The 23309-nt window shown below is 64.3% G+C and carries 23 protein-coding genes; 10 read left to right on the top strand and 13 right to left on the bottom strand.

Going from position 1 to position 23309, the window contains the following annotated elements:
- Positions 1-38: 38 nt before the first annotated feature.
- Both ACTUWL_RS18165 and ACTUWL_RS18160 read left to right on the top strand, forming a co-directional pair.
- The gene (locus ACTUWL_RS18165) at positions 39-986 is read left to right on the top strand and encodes an AAA family ATPase (protein ID WP_021078095.1); all 948 of its coding nucleotides are present in this window, start codon (positions 39-41) and stop codon (positions 984-986) included.
- Positions 987-992: 6 nt separating this feature from the next.
- Positions 993-2369: a vWA domain-containing protein gene (locus ACTUWL_RS18160; RefSeq protein WP_021078094.1), complete on the top strand. Its 1377-nt coding sequence runs from the start codon at positions 993-995 to the stop codon at positions 2367-2369.
- Positions 2370-2388: 19 nt separating this feature from the next.
- Here the strand turns inward: ACTUWL_RS18160 and ACTUWL_RS18155 are convergent, their stop codons facing one another.
- Positions 2389-2916: a hypothetical protein gene (locus ACTUWL_RS18155; RefSeq protein WP_021078093.1), complete on the bottom strand. Its 528-nt coding sequence runs from the start codon at positions 2914-2916 to the stop codon at positions 2389-2391.
- Between the two features lie 340 nt (positions 2917-3256).
- On the opposite strand from ACTUWL_RS18155, the gene ACTUWL_RS18150 reads away from it, so the two are divergent.
- Both ACTUWL_RS18150 and recQ read left to right on the top strand, forming a co-directional pair.
- Complete coding sequence (locus tag ACTUWL_RS18150) at positions 3257-4477, top strand: DUF2235 domain-containing protein (protein WP_021078092.1); 1221 nt, start codon at positions 3257-3259, stop codon at positions 4475-4477.
- A 257-nt stretch (positions 4478-4734) separates the two neighbouring features.
- Positions 4735-6603: a DNA helicase RecQ gene (gene recQ / locus ACTUWL_RS18145; RefSeq protein ID WP_021078091.1), complete on the top strand. Its 1869-nt coding sequence runs from the start codon at positions 4735-4737 to the stop codon at positions 6601-6603.
- Positions 6604-6812: 209 nt separating this feature from the next.
- Here recQ and ACTUWL_RS18140 read toward each other — a convergent pair whose 3' ends face one another.
- Together ACTUWL_RS18140 and ACTUWL_RS18135 are read right to left on the bottom strand one after the other, a co-directional pair.
- A complete protein-coding gene (locus tag ACTUWL_RS18140; protein ID WP_021078090.1) occupies positions 6813-7190 on the bottom strand; it encodes a hypothetical protein in 378 nt (125 codons plus the stop codon).
- A 61-nt stretch (positions 7191-7251) separates the two neighbouring features.
- Positions 7252-8934, bottom strand: coding sequence for an SWIM zinc finger family protein (locus tag ACTUWL_RS18135; protein ID WP_146160317.1), 1683 nt, complete (start codon positions 8932-8934; stop codon positions 7252-7254).
- A 508-nt stretch (positions 8935-9442) separates the two neighbouring features.
- Here ACTUWL_RS18135 and ACTUWL_RS18130 point away from each other — a divergent pair.
- Positions 9443-11203 carry a flavin-containing monooxygenase gene (locus ACTUWL_RS18130; RefSeq protein WP_021078088.1) on the top strand — a complete coding sequence of 587 codons (1761 nt, stop codon included), beginning with the start codon at positions 9443-9445 and terminating at the stop codon, positions 11201-11203.
- Between the two features lie 81 nt (positions 11204-11284).
- A complete protein-coding gene (locus tag ACTUWL_RS18125; protein ID WP_021078087.1) occupies positions 11285-12226 on the top strand; it encodes a metallophosphoesterase in 942 nt (313 codons plus the stop codon).
- A 259-nt stretch (positions 12227-12485) separates the two neighbouring features.
- On the opposite strand, the gene ACTUWL_RS18120 is transcribed toward ACTUWL_RS18125, so the two are convergent.
- The 3 genes from ACTUWL_RS18120 to ACTUWL_RS18110 all read right to left on the bottom strand — a co-directional run bounded on the left by ACTUWL_RS18120 (position 12486) and on the right by ACTUWL_RS18110 (position 15030).
- Positions 12486-13031, bottom strand: a complete 546-nt coding sequence (locus ACTUWL_RS18120) for a hypothetical protein (RefSeq protein WP_021078086.1) — start codon at positions 13029-13031, stop codon at positions 12486-12488.
- A gap of 589 nt (positions 13032-13620) precedes the next feature.
- Positions 13621-13866 (bottom strand): hypothetical protein, encoded by a 246-nt coding sequence (locus ACTUWL_RS18115; protein ID WP_291733800.1) that lies wholly within the window; start codon positions 13864-13866, stop codon positions 13621-13623.
- Between the two features lie 150 nt (positions 13867-14016).
- On the bottom strand, positions 14017-15030 hold the full coding sequence (locus ACTUWL_RS18110) for a 1-aminocyclopropane-1-carboxylate deaminase (RefSeq protein WP_021078084.1): 1014 nt from the start codon (positions 15028-15030) through the stop codon (positions 14017-14019).
- A 161-nt stretch (positions 15031-15191) separates the two neighbouring features.
- On the opposite strand from ACTUWL_RS18110, the gene ACTUWL_RS18105 reads away from it, so the two are divergent.
- The 3 genes from ACTUWL_RS18105 (at position 15192) to ACTUWL_RS18095 (ending at position 17988) form a co-directional block, all read left to right on the top strand.
- A complete protein-coding gene (locus ACTUWL_RS18105) occupies positions 15192-15656 on the top strand; it encodes an Lrp/AsnC family transcriptional regulator (protein WP_021078083.1) in 465 nt (154 codons plus the stop codon).
- Between the two features lie 235 nt (positions 15657-15891).
- Positions 15892-17046: a LysM peptidoglycan-binding domain-containing protein gene (locus ACTUWL_RS18100; protein WP_021078082.1), complete on the top strand. Its 1155-nt coding sequence runs from the start codon at positions 15892-15894 to the stop codon at positions 17044-17046.
- 138 nt (positions 17047-17184) lie between these two features.
- Positions 17185-17988, top strand: coding sequence for an NAD-dependent protein deacetylase (locus tag ACTUWL_RS18095; protein WP_021078081.1), 804 nt, complete (start codon positions 17185-17187; stop codon positions 17986-17988).
- A gap of 20 nt (positions 17989-18008) precedes the next feature.
- On the opposite strand, the gene ACTUWL_RS18090 is transcribed toward ACTUWL_RS18095, so the two are convergent.
- The 4 genes from ACTUWL_RS18090 to minC are packed head-to-tail and all read right to left on the bottom strand — an operon-like array spanning position 18009 to position 20137.
- Positions 18009-18305, bottom strand: a complete 297-nt coding sequence (locus ACTUWL_RS18090) for a hypothetical protein (protein ID WP_021078080.1) — start codon at positions 18303-18305, stop codon at positions 18009-18011.
- Positions 18302-18580: a cell division topological specificity factor MinE gene (minE, locus tag ACTUWL_RS18085; protein ID WP_035650796.1), complete on the bottom strand. Its 279-nt coding sequence runs from the start codon at positions 18578-18580 to the stop codon at positions 18302-18304. Before minE ends, ACTUWL_RS18090 begins: the two co-directional genes overlap by 4 nt.
- Positions 18580-19395: a septum site-determining protein MinD gene (gene minD / locus ACTUWL_RS18080; protein WP_021078078.1), complete on the bottom strand. Its 816-nt coding sequence runs from the start codon at positions 19393-19395 to the stop codon at positions 18580-18582. The genes minE and minD overlap by 1 nt, the downstream gene beginning before the upstream one ends.
- 25 nt (positions 19396-19420) lie before the next feature.
- On the bottom strand, positions 19421-20137 hold the full coding sequence (gene minC, locus ACTUWL_RS18075; RefSeq protein ID WP_021078077.1) for a septum site-determining protein MinC: 717 nt from the start codon (positions 20135-20137) through the stop codon (positions 19421-19423).
- Between the two features lie 284 nt (positions 20138-20421).
- On the opposite strand from minC, the gene ACTUWL_RS18070 reads away from it, so the two are divergent.
- On the top strand, positions 20422-20610 hold the full coding sequence (locus ACTUWL_RS18070) for a hypothetical protein (RefSeq protein ID WP_021078076.1): 189 nt from the start codon (positions 20422-20424) through the stop codon (positions 20608-20610).
- 67 nt (positions 20611-20677) lie between these two features.
- Here the strand turns inward: ACTUWL_RS18070 and ACTUWL_RS18065 are convergent, their stop codons facing one another.
- The 3 genes from ACTUWL_RS18065 to ACTUWL_RS18055 form a co-directional block, all read right to left on the bottom strand.
- Positions 20678-20941 carry a hypothetical protein gene (locus ACTUWL_RS18065; RefSeq protein ID WP_021078075.1) on the bottom strand — a complete coding sequence of 88 codons (264 nt, stop codon included), beginning with the start codon at positions 20939-20941 and terminating at the stop codon, positions 20678-20680.
- A 44-nt stretch (positions 20942-20985) separates the two neighbouring features.
- Positions 20986-21666 (bottom strand): TetR/AcrR family transcriptional regulator, encoded by a 681-nt coding sequence (locus ACTUWL_RS18060; RefSeq protein WP_291733776.1) that lies wholly within the window; start codon positions 21664-21666, stop codon positions 20986-20988.
- Positions 21667-22069: 403 nt separating this feature from the next.
- On the bottom strand, positions 22070-23056 hold the full coding sequence (locus ACTUWL_RS18055; RefSeq protein WP_021078073.1) for a tripartite tricarboxylate transporter substrate-binding protein: 987 nt from the start codon (positions 23054-23056) through the stop codon (positions 22070-22072).
- Between the last annotated feature and the right edge of the window lie 253 nt (positions 23057-23309).

Genomic DNA, 23309 nt, shown 5'->3' with positions numbered 1-23309 from the left:
ACAGGTCCGAGTTCAAGGCAAATTCGGAGCTGATCCTCGTGGCTGACACCAGGCCCACCGCCTCGATCGAGGCTGTGGAAAGCGGCCTCGCCGCACAAGGCTACATTGCGAGCCGGCAGATCGCGACCGCGGTCTATCTGTCGCAGCAGATCGAGAAGCCGATCCTGGTCGAAGGCCCCGCCGGCGTCGGCAAGACCGAACTGGCGAAGGCGATCGCCGCCTGGCGCGGCATGAAGATGATCCGCCTGCAGTGCTATGAAGGCCTCGACGAGGCCAAGGCGCTGTATGAGTGGAAATACGCCAAGCAGCTGCTCTACACCCAGATCCTGAAGGACAAGCTCGGCGAGGTGCTCGGCGGCGCGCAGTCACTGGCCGCAGCGCTCGACCAGCTCCACACCTTCGGCGACGTGTTCTTCTCCAAGGAATTCGTCGAGCCGCGGCCGCTGCTGCAGGCGCTGGAGCAGCCCGCCGGCTGCGTGCTGCTGATCGACGAGATCGACAAGTCGGACGCCGAATTCGAATCGCTGCTCCTGGAAATCCTCTCCGACTTCCAGGTCACGATCCCCGAACTCGGCACCGTCTCCGCGGTGGCGCCGCCGACCGTGATCCTGACCTCGAACAGCGAACGCGATCTCGGCGATGCCTTGAAGCGGCGCTGCCTGCATCTGCATATCGGCTTCCCCGAGCAGAAGCTGGAGGAGCGCATCGTCGAGAGCCGGGTGCCCGGCATCTCGCAGACCCTGCGCAAGCAGATGGTCGGCTTCATCCACGAGATCCGCTCGCTTGACCTGAAGAAGCTGCCGTCGGTCAGCGAGGCGATCGACTGGGCGCGCGTGCTGGTGCTGCTGCAAGCCAGCGAGCTCGACCACGAGATCGTCAAGGACACGCTCAATGTGCTGCTGAAATACGAGGCTGACATCGAGGCCGCGACGCCGCAGATCTCGTCCTTCATCGCCAAGGCGTCGCGCCAGGGCGTCTTTAGCTAAATCAACATGCGCGAGAACCTGCATCGCTTCTTTCGTGCGGCGCGGGGAGCCGGGGTCCGGGTCTCGCCCGCCGAAAGCATCGATGCGATGCGGGCGGTCGCCCAGGTCGGCTTCAACGATCGCGACATTTTGCGCGACACGTTCCTGCTGACGCTCGCCAAAACCCAGGACGAGAAGCGCGCGCTCGGTGAATGCTTCGACCTGTTCTTCAGCCAGCCCGAGCCGCAGCAGGAAAGCGCCGAGCAGAACAGGACCGACGACAACGGCGAATCCGGCGCCAACCCGTCGGCAGACGAGCATGGCGACACCTCGGGCGGAGCGGCCGACGCCGATGTCGGGCCACTGGCGCAGATGCTGCTGTCGCAGGACCGCGCCGCGATCTCGACTGCGATCGCCAACGCCTCCGGCGCCGCCTCGCTGCCCGACATCCGCTACTTCACCCAACGCGGCATCTTCCAGACCCGCATCCTCGATGCGATGGGCATCCAGCGCCTGCGCGACGACATCGACGAGCAGACCACGCGCAATCCTGCGCTCGCCGAGCGGCTGCAGGACGCGCTCAACGGCCTGCGCGGCACGGTTCGCGATGCGGTCTCGCAGGCGCTGCTGCTCTACGGTCGCGAAGAGGCCGAAAACCTGCGCAACGAGATCCTGCGCAATGCGCCGCTGGCGCGGATCGAGCCGCGGCAGGTCGAGCAGATGCGCGCGCTGATCCGCCAGATCGCGCGGCGGCTGCGCGAGCGCTATTCCAAGCCGCGCAAGCGGCAGCGCCGCGGCCATCTCGACGTCCGCCGCACGCTGCGCCGGAATGCGGCCTGGGGCGGCGTGCCGTTCCTCACCGCTTGGAAGCGCAAGCATCGCGACCGGCCGAAGATCGTGGCGCTGTGCGACGTCTCGGGCTCGGTCGCCCGCGTCTCGGACTTCTTCCTGCTGCTGATCCACAGCCTGCACGAGGTTGTCGACGACGTCCGCTCCTTCGCGTTCTCCGGCCATCTGATCGAGGTCAGCGACATCCTGGAATCAAACTCGCCGGAAGAGGCGATGAAGGAGATCATGTCCAAGGTCGGCTTCGGCTCGTCCGACTACGGCAATTCCTTCGCCGATTTCGAGGACAATTGGATGAGCGCGATCACGCCGCAGACCACCGTGATCGTGCTCGGCGACGCCCGCAGCAACAATCTCGATCCGCGCGCCGACATCCTGCGCCGGATCGGCGAGCGGTCGAAACGGCTGGTGTGGCTCAATCCCGAAGGCCGGATGGTCTGGGGCTTCGGCGATTCCGAGATGCCGCGCTACGCGACCTTCTGCACCGTGGTGCGCCAATGCGCGACCGCCCAGCAGCTCGAGCGCGCCGTGTCGGATATCGTCGCGACGTATCAATAGGCCGTCCGGTCCGCAACGCCTAGATGACGAGCGATTCGGTGTGGAACAGCCACCCGACGAATGCAGCCAGCATCAGCGCGATCGACGCTGCGACGCTGACCAGCTTGATCGTCGTAATCGCCTTCAGGGCCGAGACGGACCGCGCCGCCGCATCAGGATCGCCGCGCAGCAGCAGCCATGCCAGCAGACAATCCTCGATCAGGTCGCTGAGCAGATACACCGCCGGCACGACCAGGCCGAGCCACGCCGCGGACGGATAGATCTGGGTGAGCCAGTGCGATGATGCGGCGCCCATCGCACCCGCCAGCGCCAGCATGACGATGAGATCGAACGGGAACAGGATCGGGAAGACATACTTCATCCGCAGATCGGACTGCACCAGTGCCCCGAGCTGGTCGCCGCTGTAGCTCAGCGTCTTCTCCGGAAAGCGGGTGCTGAATCGGTTGGCAAACACGCGATCGGAATAGCTGCCGACCCACCAGAACAGTCCGAACGCACCCATCACCAGTCCCGCGAGAATGATCGTCACGAGAGCTTGATGGCTCATGCCGATCCGTTCCTGTCGATGATGAGGAAGCTGCGGCAACCCGCAGGCAAAATGATCGCGCGCACCAGCGAAGTCCCGAACGGGAGGAAAATGTCAACGCACCACAGCAATTATTGAAGTTGAGATTCCCACCTTTTCCAAGGTGTTGCAATTGAATTCTACGGATATCGCCAAGCGCGACTATGCAGCTGGTGCCAATGGCCGCGATCGGATCGGGCGGCGCGGCATCGGCGGCGTTCACACCGCGTACACAGAACCGTCTTCAATTGAAGATTGAATCTGCCGCGCATCCTGCCCTACATAGGAACCGCGAACTTTCACGGCGACCGCGGGGAAACGGATGCCGAAGGATATTGTGATTTTGTGCGACGGCACCGGCAACGAGATCGGGGCCAATATTTCCAACGTGTTGAAGCTGTTTCGTGTCGCCGACAAGGATGGCCGGCAGCGAATCTACTATCATCCGGGCCTCGGCACGATCGGCCTGCAGAACAGCTGGGGCCGTTTCAAGCAGGAGGCGCGGGGCCTGTTCGGGCTAGCCTTCGGCGCCGGTCTCGACAAGGATACGCTCGACGCCTACCAGTTTCTATGCCGGCTCTGGGAGCCCGGCGACCGGGTCTGGATGTTCGGCTTCAGCCGCGGCGCCTACACGGTGCGCGTGCTCGCCGCCTTCGTCCATGTGATGGGGCTGTTGCCGGTCGACCAGCTCGACCTTGCTGGCTATGCCTTCGGCACCTACAAGAAGGCCAGCGCCGACGCCCAGAAATCCGACGGCACGTTCGACGAAGCGCCGCTGAAGGAAGCCTGGCATTTCAGCCAGATCGCCGGCGGCCGCAACATCGACATCGAGTTCGTCGGCGTCTGGGACACGGTGGCCTCGATCATCGTGCCGCGGCAGGACGATTTCCTGTTCGACATGCAGACGCTGCTGTTCACCCGCACCAATTCCAGCGTCAGGCGCTTCCGCCAGGCGATCTCGATCGACGAGCGCAGGCGCATGTTTCGCCTCAACTACTGGAAGGAGCCGCAGAAGTTCCGCTCCGATCCGTTCGATCCTTCGACGGCGGTCGAGCAGGACATCCGCCAGGTCTGGTTCGCCGGCGTGCATTCCGACGTCGGCGGCGGCTATCCGGAGGACCAGAGCGGGCCGTCGAAGTTTCCGCTGATCTGGATGCTCGAGCAGGCCAAGGCCGCTGGGCTGCACATGGATCAAGCACTGATCGATCATCTCGCCTGGGGCACCCCGTTGCCGCCGCACAGCCATGACTATGTGCCGCCGAGCGCAACGGCCCCGCTGCACAATTCGCTGACTGCCGCCTGGGAGATCCTGGAGTGGATTCCAAAGCGCGACAAATGGAAGGAATGGCCGGAGCGGAAATCCTTCCTCGGCTTCTATCTGCCGCGGGGCGAGCCGCGGCCGATACCGGAAGGCGCGACCATCCACGCCTCGGTGCTGGAGCGGATGCAGAAGGATCCGGCCTACCAGCCGATCAACTTGCCGAAGACCTACAATGTCGAGCCAATGACGCCGGCACCGCCGCCACCAACTGCGACAGCCTGAAGATACCGCTCGCGGAGTGACGCTGGACAAGGAGCTGGCGCCGAACGGCGCTGGAACTGTGACGCTCGCCGCCGCGCCAGCGATCGCGGCAATGCCTGCGATGATCCGCTGTTGACCGGCCCAACCTGAATTGAGTCCTGAATTGAGTTTGCTGTCGGGACGTGTATTAACACGTTTCGTTCCGGTATCGTTCGCCCGGACGAGTTCGATCACCGCCTGTTGCCCCCCAGGAAATTCCGGGGAAATCGCAAGGGATCATGACCGCCCAGCCCGCCCCCGATCGCACATCCGATCCGTCTCGCGACGCGCGGTCCGTGCTCAGTTCCGTGTTCGGCCTGTCGGGCTTCCGCGGCGCGCAGGAGAAGATCGTCCGCCACGTCACCGCGGGCGGCAATTGCCTGGTGCTGATGCCGACCGGCGGCGGCAAGTCGCTGTGCTACCAGCTGCCGTCGCTGCTGCGCGACGGCTGCGGCATCGTGGTGTCGCCCCTGATCGCATTGATGCGCGACCAGGTCGCGGGCCTGACCGAAGCCGGCGTCAACGCCGCGGTGCTGAACTCGACGCTGTCCTATGAGGAAGCCTCCGAGGTCGAGCGGCGGCTGATCGCGGGCGATCTCGATCTGCTCTATGTCGCGCCGGAACGGCTGCTGACGCCGCGCTGCCTCAATCTGCTCGGCCAGGCGCAGATCGCGCTGTTCGCGATCGACGAGGCGCATTGCGTGTCGCAATGGGGCCACGACTTCCGCCCGGAATATATTGGCCTGTCGGCGCTCGCCGAGCGCTTCCCCAAGGTGCCGCGCATCGCGCTGACCGCGACCGCGGACGCAATGACGCGGAAGGAGATCGCCGAGCGGCTGTCACTCACCGACGCGCCGGAGTTCGTCGCAAGCTTCGACCGGCCCAATATCCGCTACGAGATCGTCGACAAGCAGAATGCGACCACGCAGCTGAAGAACTTTATCAGGGAACGCCATGCCGGCGACGCCGGCGTGGTCTATTGCCTGTCCCGCGCCAAGGTCGAGGACGTCGCGGCGGCGCTCAGCGAGGCCGGCATTGCCGCGCTGCCCTATCATGCCGGGCTCGATGCCGGTGTGCGTGCCCGCCATCAGGACCGCTTCCTCAACGAGGACGGCATCGTGATCGTCGCCACGGTTGCGTTCGGCATGGGCATCGACAAGCCCGACGTGCGCTTCGTCGCGCATCTCGATCTGCCGAAGAGCATCGAGGCCTATTACCAGGAGACCGGACGCGCCGGCCGCGACGGCAAGCCGTCGGCGGCGTGGATGGCCTACGGCCTCTCCGACATCGTGCAGCAGCGCCGCATGATCGATGAGTCCACCGGCTCGGATGCCTTCAAGCGCGTCTCGATCGGCAAGCTCGACGCGCTGGTCGCACTCGCCGAGACGGTGCATTGCCGGCGGCAGCGGCTGCTCGGCTATTTCGGCGAGACCAGGACCGAGCAAAGCTGCGGCAATTGCGACAACTGCCTGACGCCGCCGCGGGTGCGCGACGGCAAGGTGCTCGCGCAGAAGCTGTTGTCCTGCGTCTATCGCACCGGGCAGCGTTTCGGCGCCATGCACCTGATCGACGTGCTGGTCGGGCGGCTGACCGAGCGGGTCAAGCAGTTCAACCACGACCAATTGTCCGTGTTCGGCATCGGCCGCGAGCTCAACGAGAAGCAGTGGCGCGCGGTGCTGCGGCAGCTGGTGGCGATGGGCCATCTGCGCGCCGACAGCGACGCCTTCGGCGCGCTGAAACTGACCGACAGCGCCCGCGGCGTGCTGAAGGGCGAGACCGCGGTGATGCTGCGCGAGCAGCCGGAAGGCGCGCGCAACCGCGCGGTGCGCGGCAAGTCGCGCCGCGGCGAGCTCGTGCCCGCAGCCGACAGCCCGGGCGGGGTCGCAAACCCCGCGCTGCATGCGGCGTTGCGCGCCTGGCGTTCGGAGATCGCGCGGGCGCGCGGCGTGCCGGCCTATGTGGTGCTGCACGATTCGACCATCGACGGCATCGCCGCGATGCGTCCGGACACGCTGGGCGACCTGCGCAACATCGCCGGCATCGGCGACAAGAAGCTCGAGCACTATGGCGACGAGCTGATCCGGATCGTGCGTGGGACGGAGGGCTGATCTGACCTCGTCATGTTCTCTTCGTGGTCATTGCGAGGGGCCCGCGACAAAATATCGAAAACAACCCCATGCAAAGCAGCAGGCAGCCGCCGGCACCCGAAAAAGCGCTTGACGCGTCGGGCAACTCAGTGGTATTTTCTATTATTCCGAAATATTGCCAGCGCCCACGATGCAGTAGCTAAGTCGTCGTCGAGCGGCCCGATCACCTCTCAACGCGACAAGGGGCGTTCCCGGTTGGCCCAATAGGGACACTGCGGACAAACCTCCCCTTGGGGATAGTCAATCCCCTCCTCATGCGGACACCCCATCATCGTCGGCACCGAGGCAACCGTGCGCACGTCCTCCGCTCGAAGGAAAGTTGCGATCTCCTCCATGATCGCCGGATCATGGCGAACATCGCCGGTTTCAGAGAACCATCTGCGCAATGCGAAGGGAGGCGCTCCCTCCGCGGTGACCACCGCGACGGCGACCTTACTGGCGCGAAGGTTGTCGGGTCCATAGAATGCCACCGTGCCGACCAGATAGCCCCGAAAACCTGATTTGCTCTTCTTTTCCAGCCACTTCTGTGGCTTCCATCCGAGTTTCATGGCTATTTCTTTGCGGGCGACGATCGGACGACAGTATGCAATCTTCTTGGATCGCACGACCTCAAGAGGCCTGTTTGGACGCCAAAAGTTTAGCAAAGTTACGCTTCGCCTTATGGCGCGTCATGAGATCGGCGAGGTAGACCGAATGTTGAGCGGCTCCGTGAAGCCGTCTCATCCGCTTGATCATGGCGCATGCGTCGACATAATTGCCCTGTCCACCCATCGCAACTTTGCGTTCCACCAACCGGGCGTAGGCCTTCGATGCCTCGGCGGGGAGAGCCGCTTCGCTCGCCTCGGCGAGCTCTTTCATGACGATTTCGCGGCATCCGTGCTCACTGACAGCCACCCATGCGTCCGCAAGCAATCCCTCTGCCAGCAGCACGCGAACAAGAACGTCGGCCACGCCGAATATGCCCCATTCCGCTTGCCGGCGAGACTTTTCGGCTCTGCCCCTCAGTGCGGCGAGGGCCTTGTCGCGGACGAGGACCTGAGCCTCGCGATCGCCGGCGGTGGATTTCAATCGCTGATATAGCTCTACGCTGGGCTCCCTGACGAACTGCTTCCAGAGCAATCCGTTGGCATCTTCGCCTCGTCCATTGCGCTGAAGGAGACTGCAGGCAAAGAAAACCAGATCCCTGTCTGGCTTATCCTCGAATTTCCAAAGCCCCTCTTCGGCCCATTTCAGCGCCTCCTGTTCCCTTCCGTGGTCCAGGCACACCTGAGCGACGTCGAGATACCTATGCGCGGTTGATAGATCACTCGCTCGAATAGCGATGATCCCATCAATATCCTGGTCTCGTTCGGCGAAACGCTCCATCATGGTTCGGAGCGCATATTCTGCGCTGGACCGAATCTCCGTTCGTCTCCCTCGCCCGGATTTCACCTTCTGCCATGCCTCGGTTGCGAGTCTGCGATATTCTGCAAGCCCGGCCGCGCCGAGGACGTCTGAATAGGTCTCACTTGCGCCAAAGAAGAAATCCCAGTCGGAGTCGACTTCGCGCTTGAACAGCGTCCTCGCCAACTCGATAGGCTCAGGCTTCGACTGCTCGCAAGCCGCAAGGTGAATTGCGCAGGCCCGCGCGTAGCAAGCTCCTCCACCGCCATCGGAATCATCAACCTTGGCCAAGGCCTCATCCATTCGCGCAAAGAAATGTTCGAGCAATTCGAGGACAAGCGATGCTCGCCTGCGTTCGAGCAGAACCGAGATGCGATCAAGAACGCGGTCAATTTCACGAGCCCACTCACGCATTCCGCGATATTCGACGGTGCCACGGACCCGCGTCACGTCTGTGATGGCTTTCTTGAGTTGTGCAGCCAGCGTGGCATCGTCGGCGGTGTCGAGCGCGGCCGATAGCTCCAGCTCCCCAAGCAGCATGGGATCGCGCCGGACGAGTTCGAGAACCATCTCGACAAGACGATCGACACCCTTTGAGCGCAGATGGTCACGAAGCTTGCCAAGTCGGCTCGAGGCCTGGGCAAACGCACCCGGTTCCAGGTTGTTGACAGTCAAGGCAACCGCCGTCAGATGCTTGCAGAAGCCCCAATCGGCAAATGCCTGGCATGTACAAACACCGGAAAAACTCTTGCCTCGTCCGGCCAACTCGCAGCGATAGAATTCGGTACCGGACACCTGCGCGACCACGCGGGTCTCGTCGATGGTTATGACCTCCACGCGGCCATCCGCGTGATAAGCGCAGCCCCGAGCGAAGACTTTTTCACCAGCGACCTCCTGCAACGCAGCCATATCGAATCGATCGGTCCGAACCACGGCTTCAACGTCGGGGGCCGATCGCTTTCGGGGGCGCACCATATTCACAGCCTGTCGCTCTCGGGAGGTCGATCGCCACAATATATCCGACCGCACCAGCCCAGACGAGATTCGAAAAGCCGTCCAGAACGCAGAGAATGACGACCGCCGCCAGTTCGGCCATCCCCGCCGCATGTCCGCGCAACCTGAGGTCCCGTCTGCCGACCTGTTTCGCCATCCGCCACTGCTGCTGTTCGTGGCGTCACACAACTTCTCCCAACTCGCCTATGCTGTGGATGAAACTGTTCCCGTCGCTGCGCAGGGTCCAGCGCCTGGAATGAGGCAGCACCCGGATACCGCAGCCCTTCGCCCCGCGGCATAGGAGCCATACCCGGCCCGGCCACGCATGCGCTTGCGGGCCGTGCCGCGCTCGCCCTAATCTTTGCATTGCCCGCCCAACGAGGCGCGGCCAAGACATAACGACGACAGAGGGAAGAGACGGGCCATGATTCAGCAGAGCCCTCAGGAGAGCGCCGCGCGCACAACTGCGCGCCCTGCCGAAACTGGAACGTTCGATGCCGTGGTGATCGGCGCCGGGTTCGCCGGCATGTACATGCTGCATCGGCTGCGCGGGCTCGGCTTCACCGCGCGGGTCTATGAGGCAGGCGGCGGCGTCGGCGGCACCTGGTACTGGAATCGCTATCCCGGCGCGCGTTGCGACGTCGAGAGCCTGCAATACTCCTTCTCGTTCTCCGAGGAGCTCGACCAGGACTGGAGCTGGTCGGAGAAATATTCTCCGCAGCCCGAAATTCTCGCTTACGCCAACCACGTCGCCGACCGCTTCGACCTGCGCAGCCAGATCGTGTTCAACACCCGCGTCATCGCGGCGACCTTCGACGAGCAGGCAGGGAGCTGGCTGATCGAGACCGATCGCGGCGACAGGGTGAGCGCAAAATTCTGCATCATGGCGGTCGGCTGCCTGTCGGCGCCGAACCGTCCGGCCTTCACCGGCATGGCGGATTTTCGCGGCCCGATCTATCACACCGGCGAATGGCCGCATGAAGGTGTCGATTTCACCGGCCTGCGCGTCGGCGTCATCGGCACCGGCTCGTCGGCGATCCAGTCGATCCCGATCATCGCGCAGCAGGCCTCCGAGCTCACCGTGTTCCAGCGCACCGCGACCTGGTCTGTTCCGGCATGGAACGAGCAATTGTCACCGGAATATCTCAGGGAAGCCAAGGCGCATTATCCGGAGCTGCGCGCGAAAGCGCGTGCGCGCCCGACCGGCTTCTATTTTCAGTTCAACGCCCAACCCGCATTGCAGGCGAGCGAGGACGAGCGCGAGCGGCTGTATGAGGAAGCCTGGCAGCGCGGCGGCCTGCCCTTCCTCGGCGCGTTCGGCGACCTGCTGTTCGAGAAGGCCGCCAACGACACCATCGCCGATTTCGCGCGCGAGAAGATCCGCGGCATCGTCAAGGATCCCGCCACCGCCGAGCTGCTGTGCCCTCGCAACGTGTTCGGCTGCAAGCGGCTTTGCGTCGATACCAACTATTTCGAGACCTACAATCTGCCGCATGTGAAGCTGGTCGACGTGTCGACGACGCCGATCGAGCGCTTCACCACCGAGGGCATCGTGGTCGACGGCACCGAATACAAATTCGACGCGATCGTCTCCGCCACCGGCTTTGCCGCCATGACCGGTTCGTTCGACAAGATCGCGATCACCGGCCGCGGCGGGCAGACGCTGGCCGAGAAATGGCGGGCCGGCCCGCGCGCCTATCTCGGCCTCGCCTCGGAGGGTTTTCCGAACCTGTTCATGATCACCGGTCCCGGCAGCCCGTCGGTGCTCGCGAGCATGATCCAGGCGATCGAGCAGCATGTCGACTGGCTGGCGGACTGCCTTGGCCACATGCGCGACATCGGCGCCGACACGATCGAGGCGGTCCGCGACGATGAGGATGCCTGGGTCGCCCATGTCAACGACGTCTCCACGGTCTCACTGCGCTCGACCTGCAGCTCCTGGTATGTCGGCGCCAACATCCCGGGCCGTCCCCGCGTGTTCATGCCCTATATCGGCGGCTTTCCGATCTATGTGCAGAAGTGCAATGAGGTGATGAACTCGGGCTATGAGGGCTTCGTGCTGCAGGGCGGACGCAACGGCAATGCGCCGCCGCAGGTCCGCTTCACCGGGCGTTGGCAGGTGCCGCTCGACATCGAGGTGATCTCGCCGGCCGCGGTTGCCGCCAGGCGCGTCCCGGTGGTCTGAGCCGCAAGCGGTATCCGCGCCGGGATTGCGCATGATAGTGTCGCGCCGGCTCGCGTCGCATCGCGCGCCGCACGGGGGACGATGGCCGATACGGCATTGCAGGGATTGGTCGAGCGGATCGGCGCGGATCACGTCGTGCGCCGGCTTGGGCTCGAGGCCGCGCACGAGAAGCAACTGATCGGCCAGGGCACGCTGGTGTTCAATGTCGAGAACTGGCGCCTGGCGCCGTGGGTCGTCACGACTGCGCTCAAGCTGGTCGGCCTCCATGGCCGTGCGCGGCGCAATGCCGACCGGGTCGAGGTGCGGCGCAATCTGGTGATGTCGCCGCGGCTGCCGGCGGCCTTCGACGGCTTCACCATCCTTCACCTCAGCGATCTCCACGCCGACATCAGCCAGGGCGCGATGCGGCATCTGGCAGACATCGTGCGCTATCTGGCTTGCGACATCTGCGTGCTGACCGGCGATTATCGCGGCAAGACGTTCGGCTCGTTCGAGACCAGCCTCGCGCTGATGAAAGACGTCTGCGCGCGGATCAAGCGGCCGCTCTACGGCATCCTCGGCAATCACGACAGCATCCGCATGACGCCGGCGCTGGAGGCGATGGGCATCCGGATGCTGTTCAACGAGCACGAGCCGATCACGCGCGACGGCGCGACGATCCATCTCGCCGGGATCGACGACGCGCATTTCTACCGCACCGACGACATCGCAAAGGCTGCCGCGGCGATCCCGCGCGAGGCGTTCTCGATCCTGCTCGCACACACCCCGGAATCCTATCGCGCGGCTGCGGCGGCCGGCTTCGACCTGATGCTGAGCGGCCATACCCATGGCGGCCAGCTCTGCCTGCCCGGCGGCGTCGCGATCAAGCTGGAGGCGCGGCTGCCGCGCCGGATGGGCAAGGGCGCCTGGCGCTTCGGCGAACTCGCCGGCTACACGTCGACCGGCGCCGGCACCAGCCTCGCGCCGGTGCGGCTGAATTGCCCGGCGGAGATCACGGTGCATACGCTGCGGCGGCTCGGATGAGCTCTGATACTCCTGCCCTAGGTCGCAGGCGCGCATTGCTAAAATATCGAAAACAACACATGCAAAGTAGCTGGCGAGTTGCCGGCCCCTCGCGGGAAAAACCTGTGGCACGCGATCGCGAATGGAACTGCCTCCTCACAGGAGGCGGAGGGTTCGAGCACGATCTCTCTTCCGAGCAGCTTGTTCATGCCCAAGAATACAGTGCAAGATGCTTGAGCGGCTAGGTATGGAAGATTCCATTAACCATAACGCGCTCGGATCAATCTGCTGTATCTGGCTTCGGCTTACCCCACGGCCAAGGCTGAGGTTTCTCGGGCTCGGGCTCGGGCGCGGGCGCGGATAAAGGAGGAGATGGAAGGTAACCGACCGCCGCGCACGGCATCCTGGTCAGCCAATAGCCGTGCGGCCGGAGCCGCACGAACCGATCCTGCATGCGCCAGAGCATCGTACTGAACACCATCTCGGGGTCTTTCCCCTGGATTGTCATCCCATCCCGCGTGACCGCCTTGAATAACTCGTCACGGGCCATCGGGCGGCCGTTTTGAAGTAGAACCTTTTCCGCCTTATCCCCAACCATATGGCGCGGTGGGTTGAGTAGCCGCAGGCGCGGCGCGGGCGAGGGAGTTTTCTGAAGTTCGAGCGGTAGCTCTGAGGGGTATGATTGGAACACCGCGTAGTCCGCGATAAAGGTCTTAATCCTCTCTAACTCCTTACGTTTTTCTTCGATCTGTGCTTGCAATTGATTAATGGCGGCCGCGATCTCGTCTCGCCGCTTCTCAGCGTTCTGTAGCGCGGTATCAGCCACGGATGTTCCTCCTGTGTTCTAATTCGAATGGTATAACGCGCGGATGGTACATTCAAGAACGTTGTATGCGGGGCTGAATCGTGATTAACTGTGAGCAGTCGAATCCTATTCCGGAAACGACTACGGCCACCCGCTCGGGTGGCCGTGTGTGGCTCTGACACCAACCAGCGTAGCTCGACGCCGGGAGAAGATCGAGGAAGTCGTGTCGTTTTACCTGCGCTTCGGCAGAGAAATGGAGAGGGCTGCCACCCGTCTCCAGCCGAGGCTCGGAATATGCCCGACTACCGGGGGGCGGAGAAATCCGCCCCCTTTTTTAGTATGTAAGGTTTTCTCAGGCAAAAGTCAAACTGGATTTAGCGATTTTTGCTGCGAATCCAATATCTTAGCTTAAGAGTCAAAACCTAATTGTTTACAATTGGTTAAGAATCACATCGCCAGCGACTTTGCGCTACATTCCTAGCGATTTCCGCTCGCCGTTCTGGGGATGCTTTTCAGCTGTGGCCTTGCTGACCTCAAGGCTCCGCGACGAGCTAGAGCGACGGCAGCCGGGGTCGTCTCCGACGTCTCGGCTTTGCCGCGAGGCGGCGCGCTATTGCGGCTCCCGAACCGAAGACGGCGCCGGCTCATCCGGATCGCTGAACCAGTAGTGGGATGCGAGGGCGTGGACACCGACGCCGATCAGGAAGATGCCGGCGTACAGCTCGATGGTGTGATTCAGCCCCAGCAGACGGGCCCGCAACACCGCGCCCTGCCCCTGGCAGGTCCAGAACCAATGCCCCACGGCGACGATGCCAAGGCCAAGCGCGGCGATGGCCCGGCCGGCCGCATTCATCATCCTCACGCGATGGTCTCCCGACTCGCCCGGTCCGGACAGAATATCGGGAGAAGATGACTCCGACCTTACTCGTGCAAATGCAGCGCGTAGTCCGGTGAAGCGCAGCGTAATCCGGGCTACGAAGCCATGAAATCAGAAGCCCCGCCGGCCTCAGCCGTTGCGGAAGGCGTAGGCGTAGCCGTTGAGCGCCGGGGCGCCGCCGAGATGGGCATAGAGCACCTTGGATCCGGCCGGGAAGAAGCCCTTCTGCACCAGGTCGATCATGCCCTGCATCGACTTCCCCTCATAGACGGGGTCGGTGATCATGCCTTCCAGCCGCGCGCTGAGACGGATCGCCGCCTTGGTCTCTTCCGACGGCACGCCATAGGCGGGATAGGCGTAGTCCTCGATCAGCACGACATCGTCCTTGACGATGTCGCGGCCGAGCTCGACGAGCTCAGCCGTGTTCTGCGCGATCGACAGCACCTGCGCCTTGGTCTGCGCGGGCGTGAACGAACCGTCGATGCCGATCACGTTGCGCGCGCGGCCATCGGCGGCGAAGCCGACCAGCATGCCGGCATGGGTCGAGCCGGTCACCGTGCAGACGACGATGTAGTCGAACTTGACGCCGAGCTGGCGCTCCTGCGCGCGCACCTCTTCGGCAAAGCCGACATAGCCGAGCCCGCCATATTTGTGCACGGAGGCCCCGGCCGGAATGGCGTAGGGCTTGCCGCCGGCCGCCTTCACCTCCTCGATCGCCTGCTCCCAGCTCTTGCGGATGCCGATGTCGAAACCTTCGTCGACCAGGCGGACGTCGGCGCCCATCACCCGCGAAAGCAGGATGTTGCCGACGCGGTCATAGACCGCATCCTCGTGCGGCACCCAGCTTTCCTGCACCAGCCGGCACTTCATGCCGATCTTGGCTGCGACCGCTGCAACCATGCGGGTGTGGTTCGACTGCACGCCGCCGATCGAGACCAGCGTGTCGGCGTTGGAGGCGATCGCGTCGGGGATGATGTATTCGAGCTTGCGCAGCTTGTTGCCGCCGTAGGCGAGCCCGGAATTGCAATCCTCGCGCTTGGCATAGAGTTCGACCTTGCCGCCGAGATGCTTTGACAGCCGATCGAGCTTCTCGATGGCGGTCGGCCCGAAGGTGAGCGGATAGCGCGCGAATTTTTCCAGCATGCTGGCGTCCTCTTTGGTGGTCCGAAACGGCGGCAATCTTTATCACCCTCGACGCGAAAGGTGCGCTCTAACTCGGCAGGTGAAATCGCCCAAGATTGCGCAATTTCTCACCGATGCTAATATTTCTCTCGAAATATCCGACAAAAATGAGAGATTCTTCCATGCCCGCCGAGCTCGACCGCATCGACCTCAAGATGTTGCGATTGCTGCAGAAGAATGGCCGACTCAGCAATGCCGAGCTGGCCGATCAGGTCGGCGTCAGCCCCGCGACCTGCCATCGCCGCACGCAGGCGCTGTTCGACGAGGGTTATGTCAGCAGCGTGCGCGCCATGGTGGCGCCGCGCAAGCTCGGCAAAGGCACGCTGGTCATGGTCGGCGTCGTGCTCGACCGCTCGACGCCGGAAAGCTTTGCCAGCTTCGAGCAGGCGGTGGCGAAACTGAAATGCGTGCTCGACTGCCACCTCGTCGCCGGTGACTTCGACTACTTCCTCAAGATCCGCGCCGGCGACATGGAGGATTTCAACCGCATCCATGGCGACCAGCTGATCGCACTGCCCGGCGTGCGGCAGACCCGGACCTTCTTCGTGATGAAGGAGGTGGTGGACAATGCGGCGCTGGAGTTTTGAGCCTGCACCAGCGGCCGCCCATGCTGACGCGCGTCATCGGCTCCGGTCTTATCCGTCACGTCGAGCGCCGAAATCGCGCCCTGGCACGAAGCGGAGGTAAGCTGCAGGATCCGCCCGGCTCACCGAGAAGAGTAATCCTTTCATCCGACTTGATGGGGCGTGCAAACGAGCGCAGTCTTCCCAGGAATCTCCACGGGGTTGCTGGCGGGGGAGGTTCATCCGCGGGTGACGGCTCATGAACGCCACGGCGATGAAATTGGTCATAGCGTTGGTGGCACTTGCCGCCGCCGGCACGGCCGTTTTCGTGTTTGGCGTCCGCCAAAGCCAGCAAATTCCGGGCACGGGCACGCCTTTGATGGCGGCGGCGCCATCCGCGCCGGGGGCTCCCGCACGAGACCAGCGCCAGGCGGCGTTGGCGAAGGTGCAGACCGACACCGCAGCCCTGGCCGACGCGCTCGCAGGACCGACGCCGGCACCTGATGGCAACACGTTGCCGGAGTTCGACGTCGTCAACGTCGAGCCGACCGGCGAGACCGTCGTCGCCGGCCGGGCGCTGCCTGATGCGACGGTGGAATTGCTGCGCAACGGCGAGGTGTACGATCGCGCGGTGGCGGACAAATCCGGCCAGTTCGTCATGGTCCCGCGCCCGCTGCCGCCGGGAAACCACGACCTGACCCTGCGCATCATGCGTGACGGCAAGCAGGTGACCTCGAAGCAGAGCGTGGCGGTGGCGCTCGAGGCCGCGGCAAGGGAGCGTCCGATGGTGGCGCTGATGACCCCGGACACGCCGGTCCGGGTGCTGTCGCAACCCGGCGCCACGGCATCGGCTGCGGGGAAGATGGCTATTGAGGCGGTCGAGACCGAACCGGGCGGCAAACTCCATGTGAGCGGTCAGGCCGCTCCCGGCGCGACCGTCAGGCTCTACCTCAACGGCAGCCCGATCACGTCTGCCACGGCCGACCAGACGGGACGCCTCTCGGTCACGATCAACAAGGGCGTGACGCCCGGCGACTATCGGATCCGGCTTGACGAGGTCGACCCCGGTTCCGGCAAGGTCCGCGCGCGTGCCGAGGTGCCGTTCAATGTTCCGGACACGACGACGACGGCATCGATCCCGGCGTCGGCAGCGTCGTCCACCGGTGCAGGCACGGTCACGCCGCAGCTCGCGACGGCAGCCACCACCGCTTCTGAAGCGAGCTCGCCGTCCACGGTGATCGTGCCGAAGATCACCACGACCACCGTGACCCGCGGCGACAGCCTGTGGCGGATCAGCCAACGTGCATTGGGCACCGGGCAACGCTACGCGGTGATCTATCGCGCCAACTCGCAGCAGATCCGCAATCCGAACCTGATCTATCCGGGCCAGGTCTTCGTTCTACCGACACGGTAAGGCCGGAACGCCGCCAGGCCAGCGCGGCAACACCATTTCACCGAGGCCATGCTAAGGACGCAGAGGCCGGGTGAACGGCCTGCGCGCGACAAACCCCAGATCTGGCGTAGCCGTGCGCGCCACCCTAGATGAGCCCGCATGCCCCACCCCGCCCTCGAGGATTTCGTCGCCGGCCACCAGCGCCTGTTCGTCCTGACCGGGGCCGGCTGCAGCACCAATTCCGGCATTCCCGATTATCGCGACAGCGACGGCAACTGGAAGCGGACGCGGCCGGTCACGATCCAGGCATTTCTGGGGGAGGCGACGACGCGGCAGCGCTATTGGGCGCGCAGCATGGTCGGCTGGCGGCGGTTCGGCCGGGCGATGCCGAATGGTGCGCATCGCGCGCTGGCAAACCTGGAGCAACAAGGGCGTTGCGAGCTGCTCTTGACCCAGAATGTCGACCGCCTGCACCAGGCTGCGGGCAGCCGGCGCGTGATCGACCTGCACGGCCGGCTCGACGTGGTGCGCTGCCTCGGCTGCGGCGCCACGATGCCGCGCGAGCGGTTTCAGGGCGAACTTGCACGGCTGAACCCTGCCTGGCTCGCGCTCGATGCCACTGATGCGCCCGATGGCGACGCCGATCTCGAGCAGGATTTTTCGTCATTCGTGGTGCCGGCCTGCGAGGTCTGCGGCGGCGTGCTGAAACCCGACGTGGTGTTCTTCGGCGAGAACGTGCCGCGCGACACGGTCGCGTCGGCACAATCCCATCTCGAGCAGGCCGACGCGTTGCTCGTCGTCGGCTCCTCGCTGATGGTCTATTCCGGCTTCCGCTTCGTCCGGATGGCGGAGCAGCGCGGCCTGCCGATCGCCGCCGTCAATCTCGGCCGCACCCGCGCCGACGAGCTGCTGACGCTCAAGGTCGAGGACCAGTGCGAAGCGGCGCTGGCGTTTTTGCTGTAGTTGGCTGCGCTAACGGTTCGTCACGCCCGATGGCGCGGCGATTTGGCCATCGGCAGGTTGGCGTTCCAGTGGGTCCAGCTGACGCTGGCGAGGCTGCCGAGATCGGTCGCCAGCGGGCGGCGGGTGCGGCGCTCGTACTCGGCGATGCAGCGGCCCGATTCACCGATCTTGCGCTGCAATTCGTCGATCGTCATCTGGGTCGCGCGGCCGCAATTGGCCTTGCCGAGTTGATCGACCTCGATCTGCTTCAGCGCCGCACGCAGCTTCTTCAGCTGCGCGCGCTGCCAGGCAATGTGACTGTCGCTGTCTGCCGTCATGTGGCCGCCACCATCTTTGATCGTTGCACGCCGTTGGGAACCTCGATGTCGACCTCGAGCATCGAGACGAACTTGCCGCGATCCATCCGGACCACGACCTTGTCGGGATCGACGTCGATATGCTTGGACACCACGCTCAGGATTTCCGAACGGAGCGTTTCCAGAAGATCGGGCGCACCGCTCCGGCCGCGCTCATGCGACAGCAGGATCTGCAACCGCTCCCGCGCGACGGGCGCTGATGCAGCGCGGCCGCCGAACAGCCGCATTACGTTCATCATGCCGCCCTCCGTCGCAGCAGCCGGTCCATCAGCCCCTTGCGCTCGACCGGCACGATCATCTCGACTTGCTCGCCCATCAGGCGTCGCACCGCGTCGGTATAGGCCCGCGCCGGCGCGCTGCCTGCGGCGTTCAGCGTGACCGGGCAGCCGACATTGGAGGCGCGCAGCACGTCCTGGCTTTCCGGAACGATGCCGAGCAGCGGCGTCGCAAGGATCTCCAGGATATCGTCGATCGACAGCATCTCGCCGCGCGCGGCGCGGCTGGCGTCATAGCGGGTGACCAGCAGATGCTTCTCGACCCGCTCGCCGCGCTCGGCGCGGACCGTCTTGGAATCCAGCATGCCGATGATGCGGTCGGAGTCGCGCACCGACGACACTTCCGGGTTGGTGACGATGATGGCCTCGTCGGCGTAGCGCATCGCGAGCGTGGCGCCGCGTTCGATGCCGGCCGGGCTGTCGCACAGGATCCAGTCGAACTTGGTCTTGAGGTCGGCGATCACGCGCTTGACGCCCTCTTCGGTCAGCGCGTCCTTGTCGCGGGTCTGTGACGCCGGCAGCAGCCAGAGATTTTCCAGCCGCTTGTCGCGGATCAGGGCCTGCGGCAGTTTTGCAACTCCCTGCACGACGTTGATCAGGTCGAACACGACCCGCCGCTCCGCGCCCATCACGAGGTCGAGGTTGCGCAGGCCGACGTCGAAATCGATGACGACGACATTCTGGCCCATTTGCGCGAGCGCCGCGCCAAGCGCGGCGGTTGAGGTCGTCTTGCCGACCCCGCCCTTCCCAGACGTCACGACCAAAACCTTGGCCATTCTCTCTCTCCTTGTAGTCAGTCGGTCAGTTCAATGGTGTGATGCGCAGCATTTCGCCCTCGAGCCACGCCTGGGCGGGCCGGTTGCGCAGGCTGTCGGAAATGTCATCCGCGGTCTGGTAGTAGCCGTCGATGGCGAGCAGTTCGGCCTCGATCCTCTGGCAGAAGATCCGCGCCGCCGAATTGCCGTTGATGCCGGCCATCGCGCGGCCGCGTAGCGTGCCGTAGACATGGATCGAGCCGCCGGCGACGATCTCGGCGCCGGAGCCGACCGAGCCGAGCACGGTGACGTCGCCTTCGGCAAACACGATCGACTGGCCGGAACGGACCGGGCTCTCCAGCAGCAGCGACGGCAGCTTGCCCTTGTCCTTGTCTTTGTTCTTTTCCTGCGCCGGCGGCGCCTTCGGCTCGACATGGGTGATCGCGCAGGCGCGGCCGCCGGTCAGCAGCGGCGGCATGTTGGCGCCGAGCTTCGATTCGTCGACCCCTTCGATGCCGAGGATGCGGATGTTGCGTTCGGCGAGGCTGCCGATCAGATGCGCGATCGCGGCCTGGCTGAGGTCGACCGCTGAGAGGTCGAGCACGACGGGCTTGCCGGCGAAGAAGCCGGGCGATTTCGCCAGCGTCACGTCGATCTCGGCGAGCCACGACACGACCGGCACGACCGGCGAGAAAACGAACGCAACATAGGAGCGCCCGCGCATGCGGACCTGCTGACGTGCGACCTGTTGAGTTGCGTCCATCGCCCCTGACTCGGTTGTCTTGTCGAATGGTTAACAATCGACCCGCATGGTTAACCAAAGGTTAACAGGGCTGGGTGTTTTCACGGATTTGAAACAGATGGCAGTTTGGCTACGCTCTCCCAAGCTGCGGAGCGCTGACGAACACAACTGCAAATGTGCGCCGACGAAGCTCAAGCAACTGGAGGCTCGAGAAGACCCGGGGCTCCGCGAACCAAATTTGAGCTGGATCAAATTTCACCGGACCGGCTCACTGACAATGACGCCCGCGTTCGCAGGATCATGTCATGGCCAAGTCGCGCTGGACCGAGATTTTGCGCTGCCCGAAGTGCCCGCGCACGGGGTGCGCCGAGCTTTGCGAGATCGGCCCCTTCCGCAATCGAATCGAGCGCGTCTCGGAGGATTTCGAGATTCGCACCGACGAGCGGGGCAATGATTTCCAATGCAAGTTTTGCAAATTGCCAGCCCTGCCATAGCTGCGGATGCTCTCAATTGCATCCGCCGCTGTGGCATTCGCGCCGACTGTCAGCCAGACGACGCTGGTCAACGCCTCCCCGACGGCGCTCGCTCGGCCTGAACGGATGCATCGAACACCGCGCGGCATGACGGGCTGAGCTGCTCGACCTGCGCCGCCATGCAATCCCTGATCTTGCTGCGGTTCGGGATGTAGGCGCCGCAGAGCCGCATCGCGTCGCCCATGCAGGCCTGGCGCTGCATCGATTCGTTCGGGTCGGACTGAGCCAAGGCGGGCGTCATGGCTGGCGCCATCGTTGCGGCGACGAACACGAGGGCAAGGCGAAGTTTCATGGATCACTCTCTCACTGGCGGTTGAAGGGTCGTCGAGACCGAGGTCACGACTGCGGTTTGCGGCCGTTGCCGGCGGCGGGTTCGCCGTCGTGCGACGGCGGAAGGTGCAGAAGCGTTGCGATCGTGGTGTCGAGCAGTTGCGCCCATGCAGTCTCGGGATCGATCTCGGGCGCGAGCCGGCCGAGCAGCGTCGGAAAAGTCGGCGGCTGGTTGAGTGCGGCATTGAGCAACGCGAAGAACAGCGCCGGATGGCTGCTGCGGATGATGCCCGCCGCGATGCCGGCCTGAAACAGCTCGCGCGCACTCTCATAGGCCGGACGCAGCAGCTTCTCGGTCACCCGCGTGGAGCGCTCAGGCGTCTCCGCAGCATGGCGAACCACGAAATTCCTCAGCTGCGGATGCGCCGCATAGAACGTGGCGATGGTGATGATGAGAGCGCGAAGCCGGTCACCGAGCGATCGGCTGGTATCGGTCGCGATCGCATGCACTTCGGTCATCACAGGCAGCGCGAGCACGACGATGCGATCGAGGCAGGCGTCCCACAGCGCGGCCTTGTTGCCGAAATGGACGCGCACGAGATTCGGCGCGACGCCGGCCGCCGCCGCGACGCTGCGCAGGTCGGCGCCGTCGAAGCCCTGGGCCGCAAAGGCCTCGGTCGCCGCGATCAGCAGCGCCTGGCGGCCATCCGGCATGTCCTTGCTGCGGCGTCCCTTGGGCCGGGACATGGGCGCGATTGCTGCTTTGCTGGTATCGATCATCGTTCGCTTTATATGTTCGATCGTACATATAAGTGCAGAGATCGACCGTTCAAGGGGGGCTGACGAAGCGAATTATGCTCAGAAACCCTTTTAAAGTCAGTGACTTGGTTCAAACACCCCTTGGTTATCGCCGAACCGGCCGAGCCCGAACGAAAAAGGTCGGCGTCGATTGACGCCGGCCCAAGCCATCGCGTGCTCTCGCGAGGCAAGACGGGAGCCCTCGAGCTCGGAGGCCCAGGTCTTCCCGATCTGCTTCACGACGCTGTCCGGCAGCAGCGCCTGACCTTCGGACGACATCGAAGTTCGAAACGGCAAGGGATACCGCTGTTCGCGGTCCGCTCTTGAGCGTGATGGAACGTCGCGACGGAGCCTATTCCGCCTTGATGTTGGCCGACTTGACGATCGGCCACCATTTCTCGACCTCGGCGGCTTGATGGTCGCGCAGCGCGGCGGAGCCCTGTTTGTCCGGCGGCGGAATCTCCTGCCCGAGTTCGGCGAAGCGTTGCCGGACGGCGGGCTCCGCGAGTGCCGACATCACCGCCTTCGACAGCGTCGACACGATATCGGCGGGCGTGCCCTTCGGCGCCCAGATGCCGTGCCAACAGGCGATATAGAGACCCGGCAATCCGGCTTCATCGACGGTCGGAATATCGTCTGCCGATGCGAGGCGCGACGATGCCGTCACCGCGAAGGCTTTCACGGTCCCGCTCTTCACCTGCGGCAGCGAGTTCGAGGCCTGGTCGAACATGATGTCGATATGCCCGGCCATCAGATCGTTCAGCGCGGGGCCGGCGCCGCGATACGGCACGAAGGAGAAGTTCGTAGCCGTCAGCTGCTGGAAGAACACGCCTGCGACATGCGCGCCCGAACCCGGGCCCGCGGTACCTGCTGTCGCCTTGTCACCATTGGCCTTGAGCCAGGCGATCAGCTCTTTCAGATTCTTCGCCGGCAGATCGGGCCGGCCGATGATCAGCTGCGGTCCACTCGCGATCAGCGCAACGGGAGCGAATTCGCGCACGTCGTATTGCAGCTGATAGATCGCACCGTTGAGGCAATGCGTACCCCAATGCCCGATCGTGATCGTGGAGCCGTCAGGCGCCGCGCGCGAGGCGCGCAGCCCCGCGACGGTGCCCGAGGCGCCGGTGACATTCTCGATGATGACGGGATGGCCGACCGCATTACGCATATATTCGGCGAGGATCCGCGCCAGCACATCGGTCGGCCCGCCGGCGGCGAACGGCACGATCATCGTGATCGGGCGTGCCATGGTTTCGGCGCGCGCGCGCCCCGATGCCAGCGGCAGCGCAGCCGCGCCGAGCACGAGCCGCAGCAATGGCCGGCGAGACATGTTGGGCATGTGCGTTCCCCCTCGTGCTTGTCATAGAGCCCTGCGCCTGCAAGCTCCAGCCCTTCGACGTGGCCCGGTCCAGCATGAATTGCGCGGTCGCGCGGCCGGCGCTGCGGATCGCCGGGACCCGGACATCGCATTGAATGTCGGCCATCATCCGCGCCGGGCTGCGGAATAACGGCCTTCTGCCGGCATCTTTGTGGCGGTCGGCGCTCATCGACGGGTCCCGGCCCGATGGCGACAGGGTCGTTTCCGCATGCTA

This window comes from Bradyrhizobium sp. WCU1, assembly GCF_053474805.1.
This window is presented reverse-complemented; position numbering and strand designations above follow the sequence as displayed.

Coding starts and splice junctions, on each gene's coding strand:
- ACTUWL_RS18160 (WP_021078094.1), top strand. CDS start 993: ATGCGCGAGAACCTGCATCGCTTCTTTCGTGCGGCGCGGGGAGCCGGG.
- ACTUWL_RS18155 (WP_021078093.1), bottom strand. CDS start 2,916: ATGAGCCATCAAGCTCTCGTGACGATCATTCTCGCGGGACTGGTGATG.
- ACTUWL_RS18150 (WP_021078092.1), top strand. CDS start 3,257: ATGCCGAAGGATATTGTGATTTTGTGCGACGGCACCGGCAACGAGATC.
- recQ (WP_021078091.1), top strand. CDS start 4,735: ATGACCGCCCAGCCCGCCCCCGATCGCACATCCGATCCGTCTCGCGAC.
- ACTUWL_RS18140 (WP_021078090.1), bottom strand. CDS start 7,190: ATGAAACTCGGATGGAAGCCACAGAAGTGGCTGGAAAAGAAGAGCAAA.
- ACTUWL_RS18135 (WP_146160317.1), bottom strand. CDS start 8,934: ATGGCTGCGTTGCAGGAGGTCGCTGGTGAAAAAGTCTTCGCTCGGGGC.
- ACTUWL_RS18130 (WP_021078088.1), top strand. CDS start 9,443: ATGATTCAGCAGAGCCCTCAGGAGAGCGCCGCGCGCACAACTGCGCGC.
- ACTUWL_RS18125 (WP_021078087.1), top strand. CDS start 11,285: ATGGCCGATACGGCATTGCAGGGATTGGTCGAGCGGATCGGCGCGGAT.
- ACTUWL_RS18115 (WP_291733800.1), bottom strand. CDS start 13,866: ATGATGAATGCGGCCGGCCGGGCCATCGCCGCGCTTGGCCTTGGCATC.
- ACTUWL_RS18110 (WP_021078084.1), bottom strand. CDS start 15,030: ATGCTGGAAAAATTCGCGCGCTATCCGCTCACCTTCGGGCCGACCGCC.
- ACTUWL_RS18105 (WP_021078083.1), top strand. CDS start 15,192: ATGCCCGCCGAGCTCGACCGCATCGACCTCAAGATGTTGCGATTGCTG.
- ACTUWL_RS18100 (WP_021078082.1), top strand. CDS start 15,892: ATGAACGCCACGGCGATGAAATTGGTCATAGCGTTGGTGGCACTTGCC.
- ACTUWL_RS18095 (WP_021078081.1), top strand. CDS start 17,185: ATGCCCCACCCCGCCCTCGAGGATTTCGTCGCCGGCCACCAGCGCCTG.
- ACTUWL_RS18090 (WP_021078080.1), bottom strand. CDS start 18,305: ATGACGGCAGACAGCGACAGTCACATTGCCTGGCAGCGCGCGCAGCTG.
- minE (WP_035650796.1), bottom strand. CDS start 18,580: ATGAACGTAATGCGGCTGTTCGGCGGCCGCGCTGCATCAGCGCCCGTC.
- minD (WP_021078078.1), bottom strand. CDS start 19,395: ATGGCCAAGGTTTTGGTCGTGACGTCTGGGAAGGGCGGGGTCGGCAAG.
- minC (WP_021078077.1), bottom strand. CDS start 20,137: ATGGACGCAACTCAACAGGTCGCACGTCAGCAGGTCCGCATGCGCGGG.
- ACTUWL_RS18070 (WP_021078076.1), top strand. CDS start 20,422: ATGGCCAAGTCGCGCTGGACCGAGATTTTGCGCTGCCCGAAGTGCCCG.
- ACTUWL_RS18065 (WP_021078075.1), bottom strand. CDS start 20,941: ATGAAACTTCGCCTTGCCCTCGTGTTCGTCGCCGCAACGATGGCGCCA.
- ACTUWL_RS18060 (WP_291733776.1), bottom strand. CDS start 21,666: ATGTCCCGGCCCAAGGGACGCCGCAGCAAGGACATGCCGGATGGCCGC.
- ACTUWL_RS18055 (WP_021078073.1), bottom strand. CDS start 23,056: ATGCCCAACATGTCTCGCCGGCCATTGCTGCGGCTCGTGCTCGGCGCG.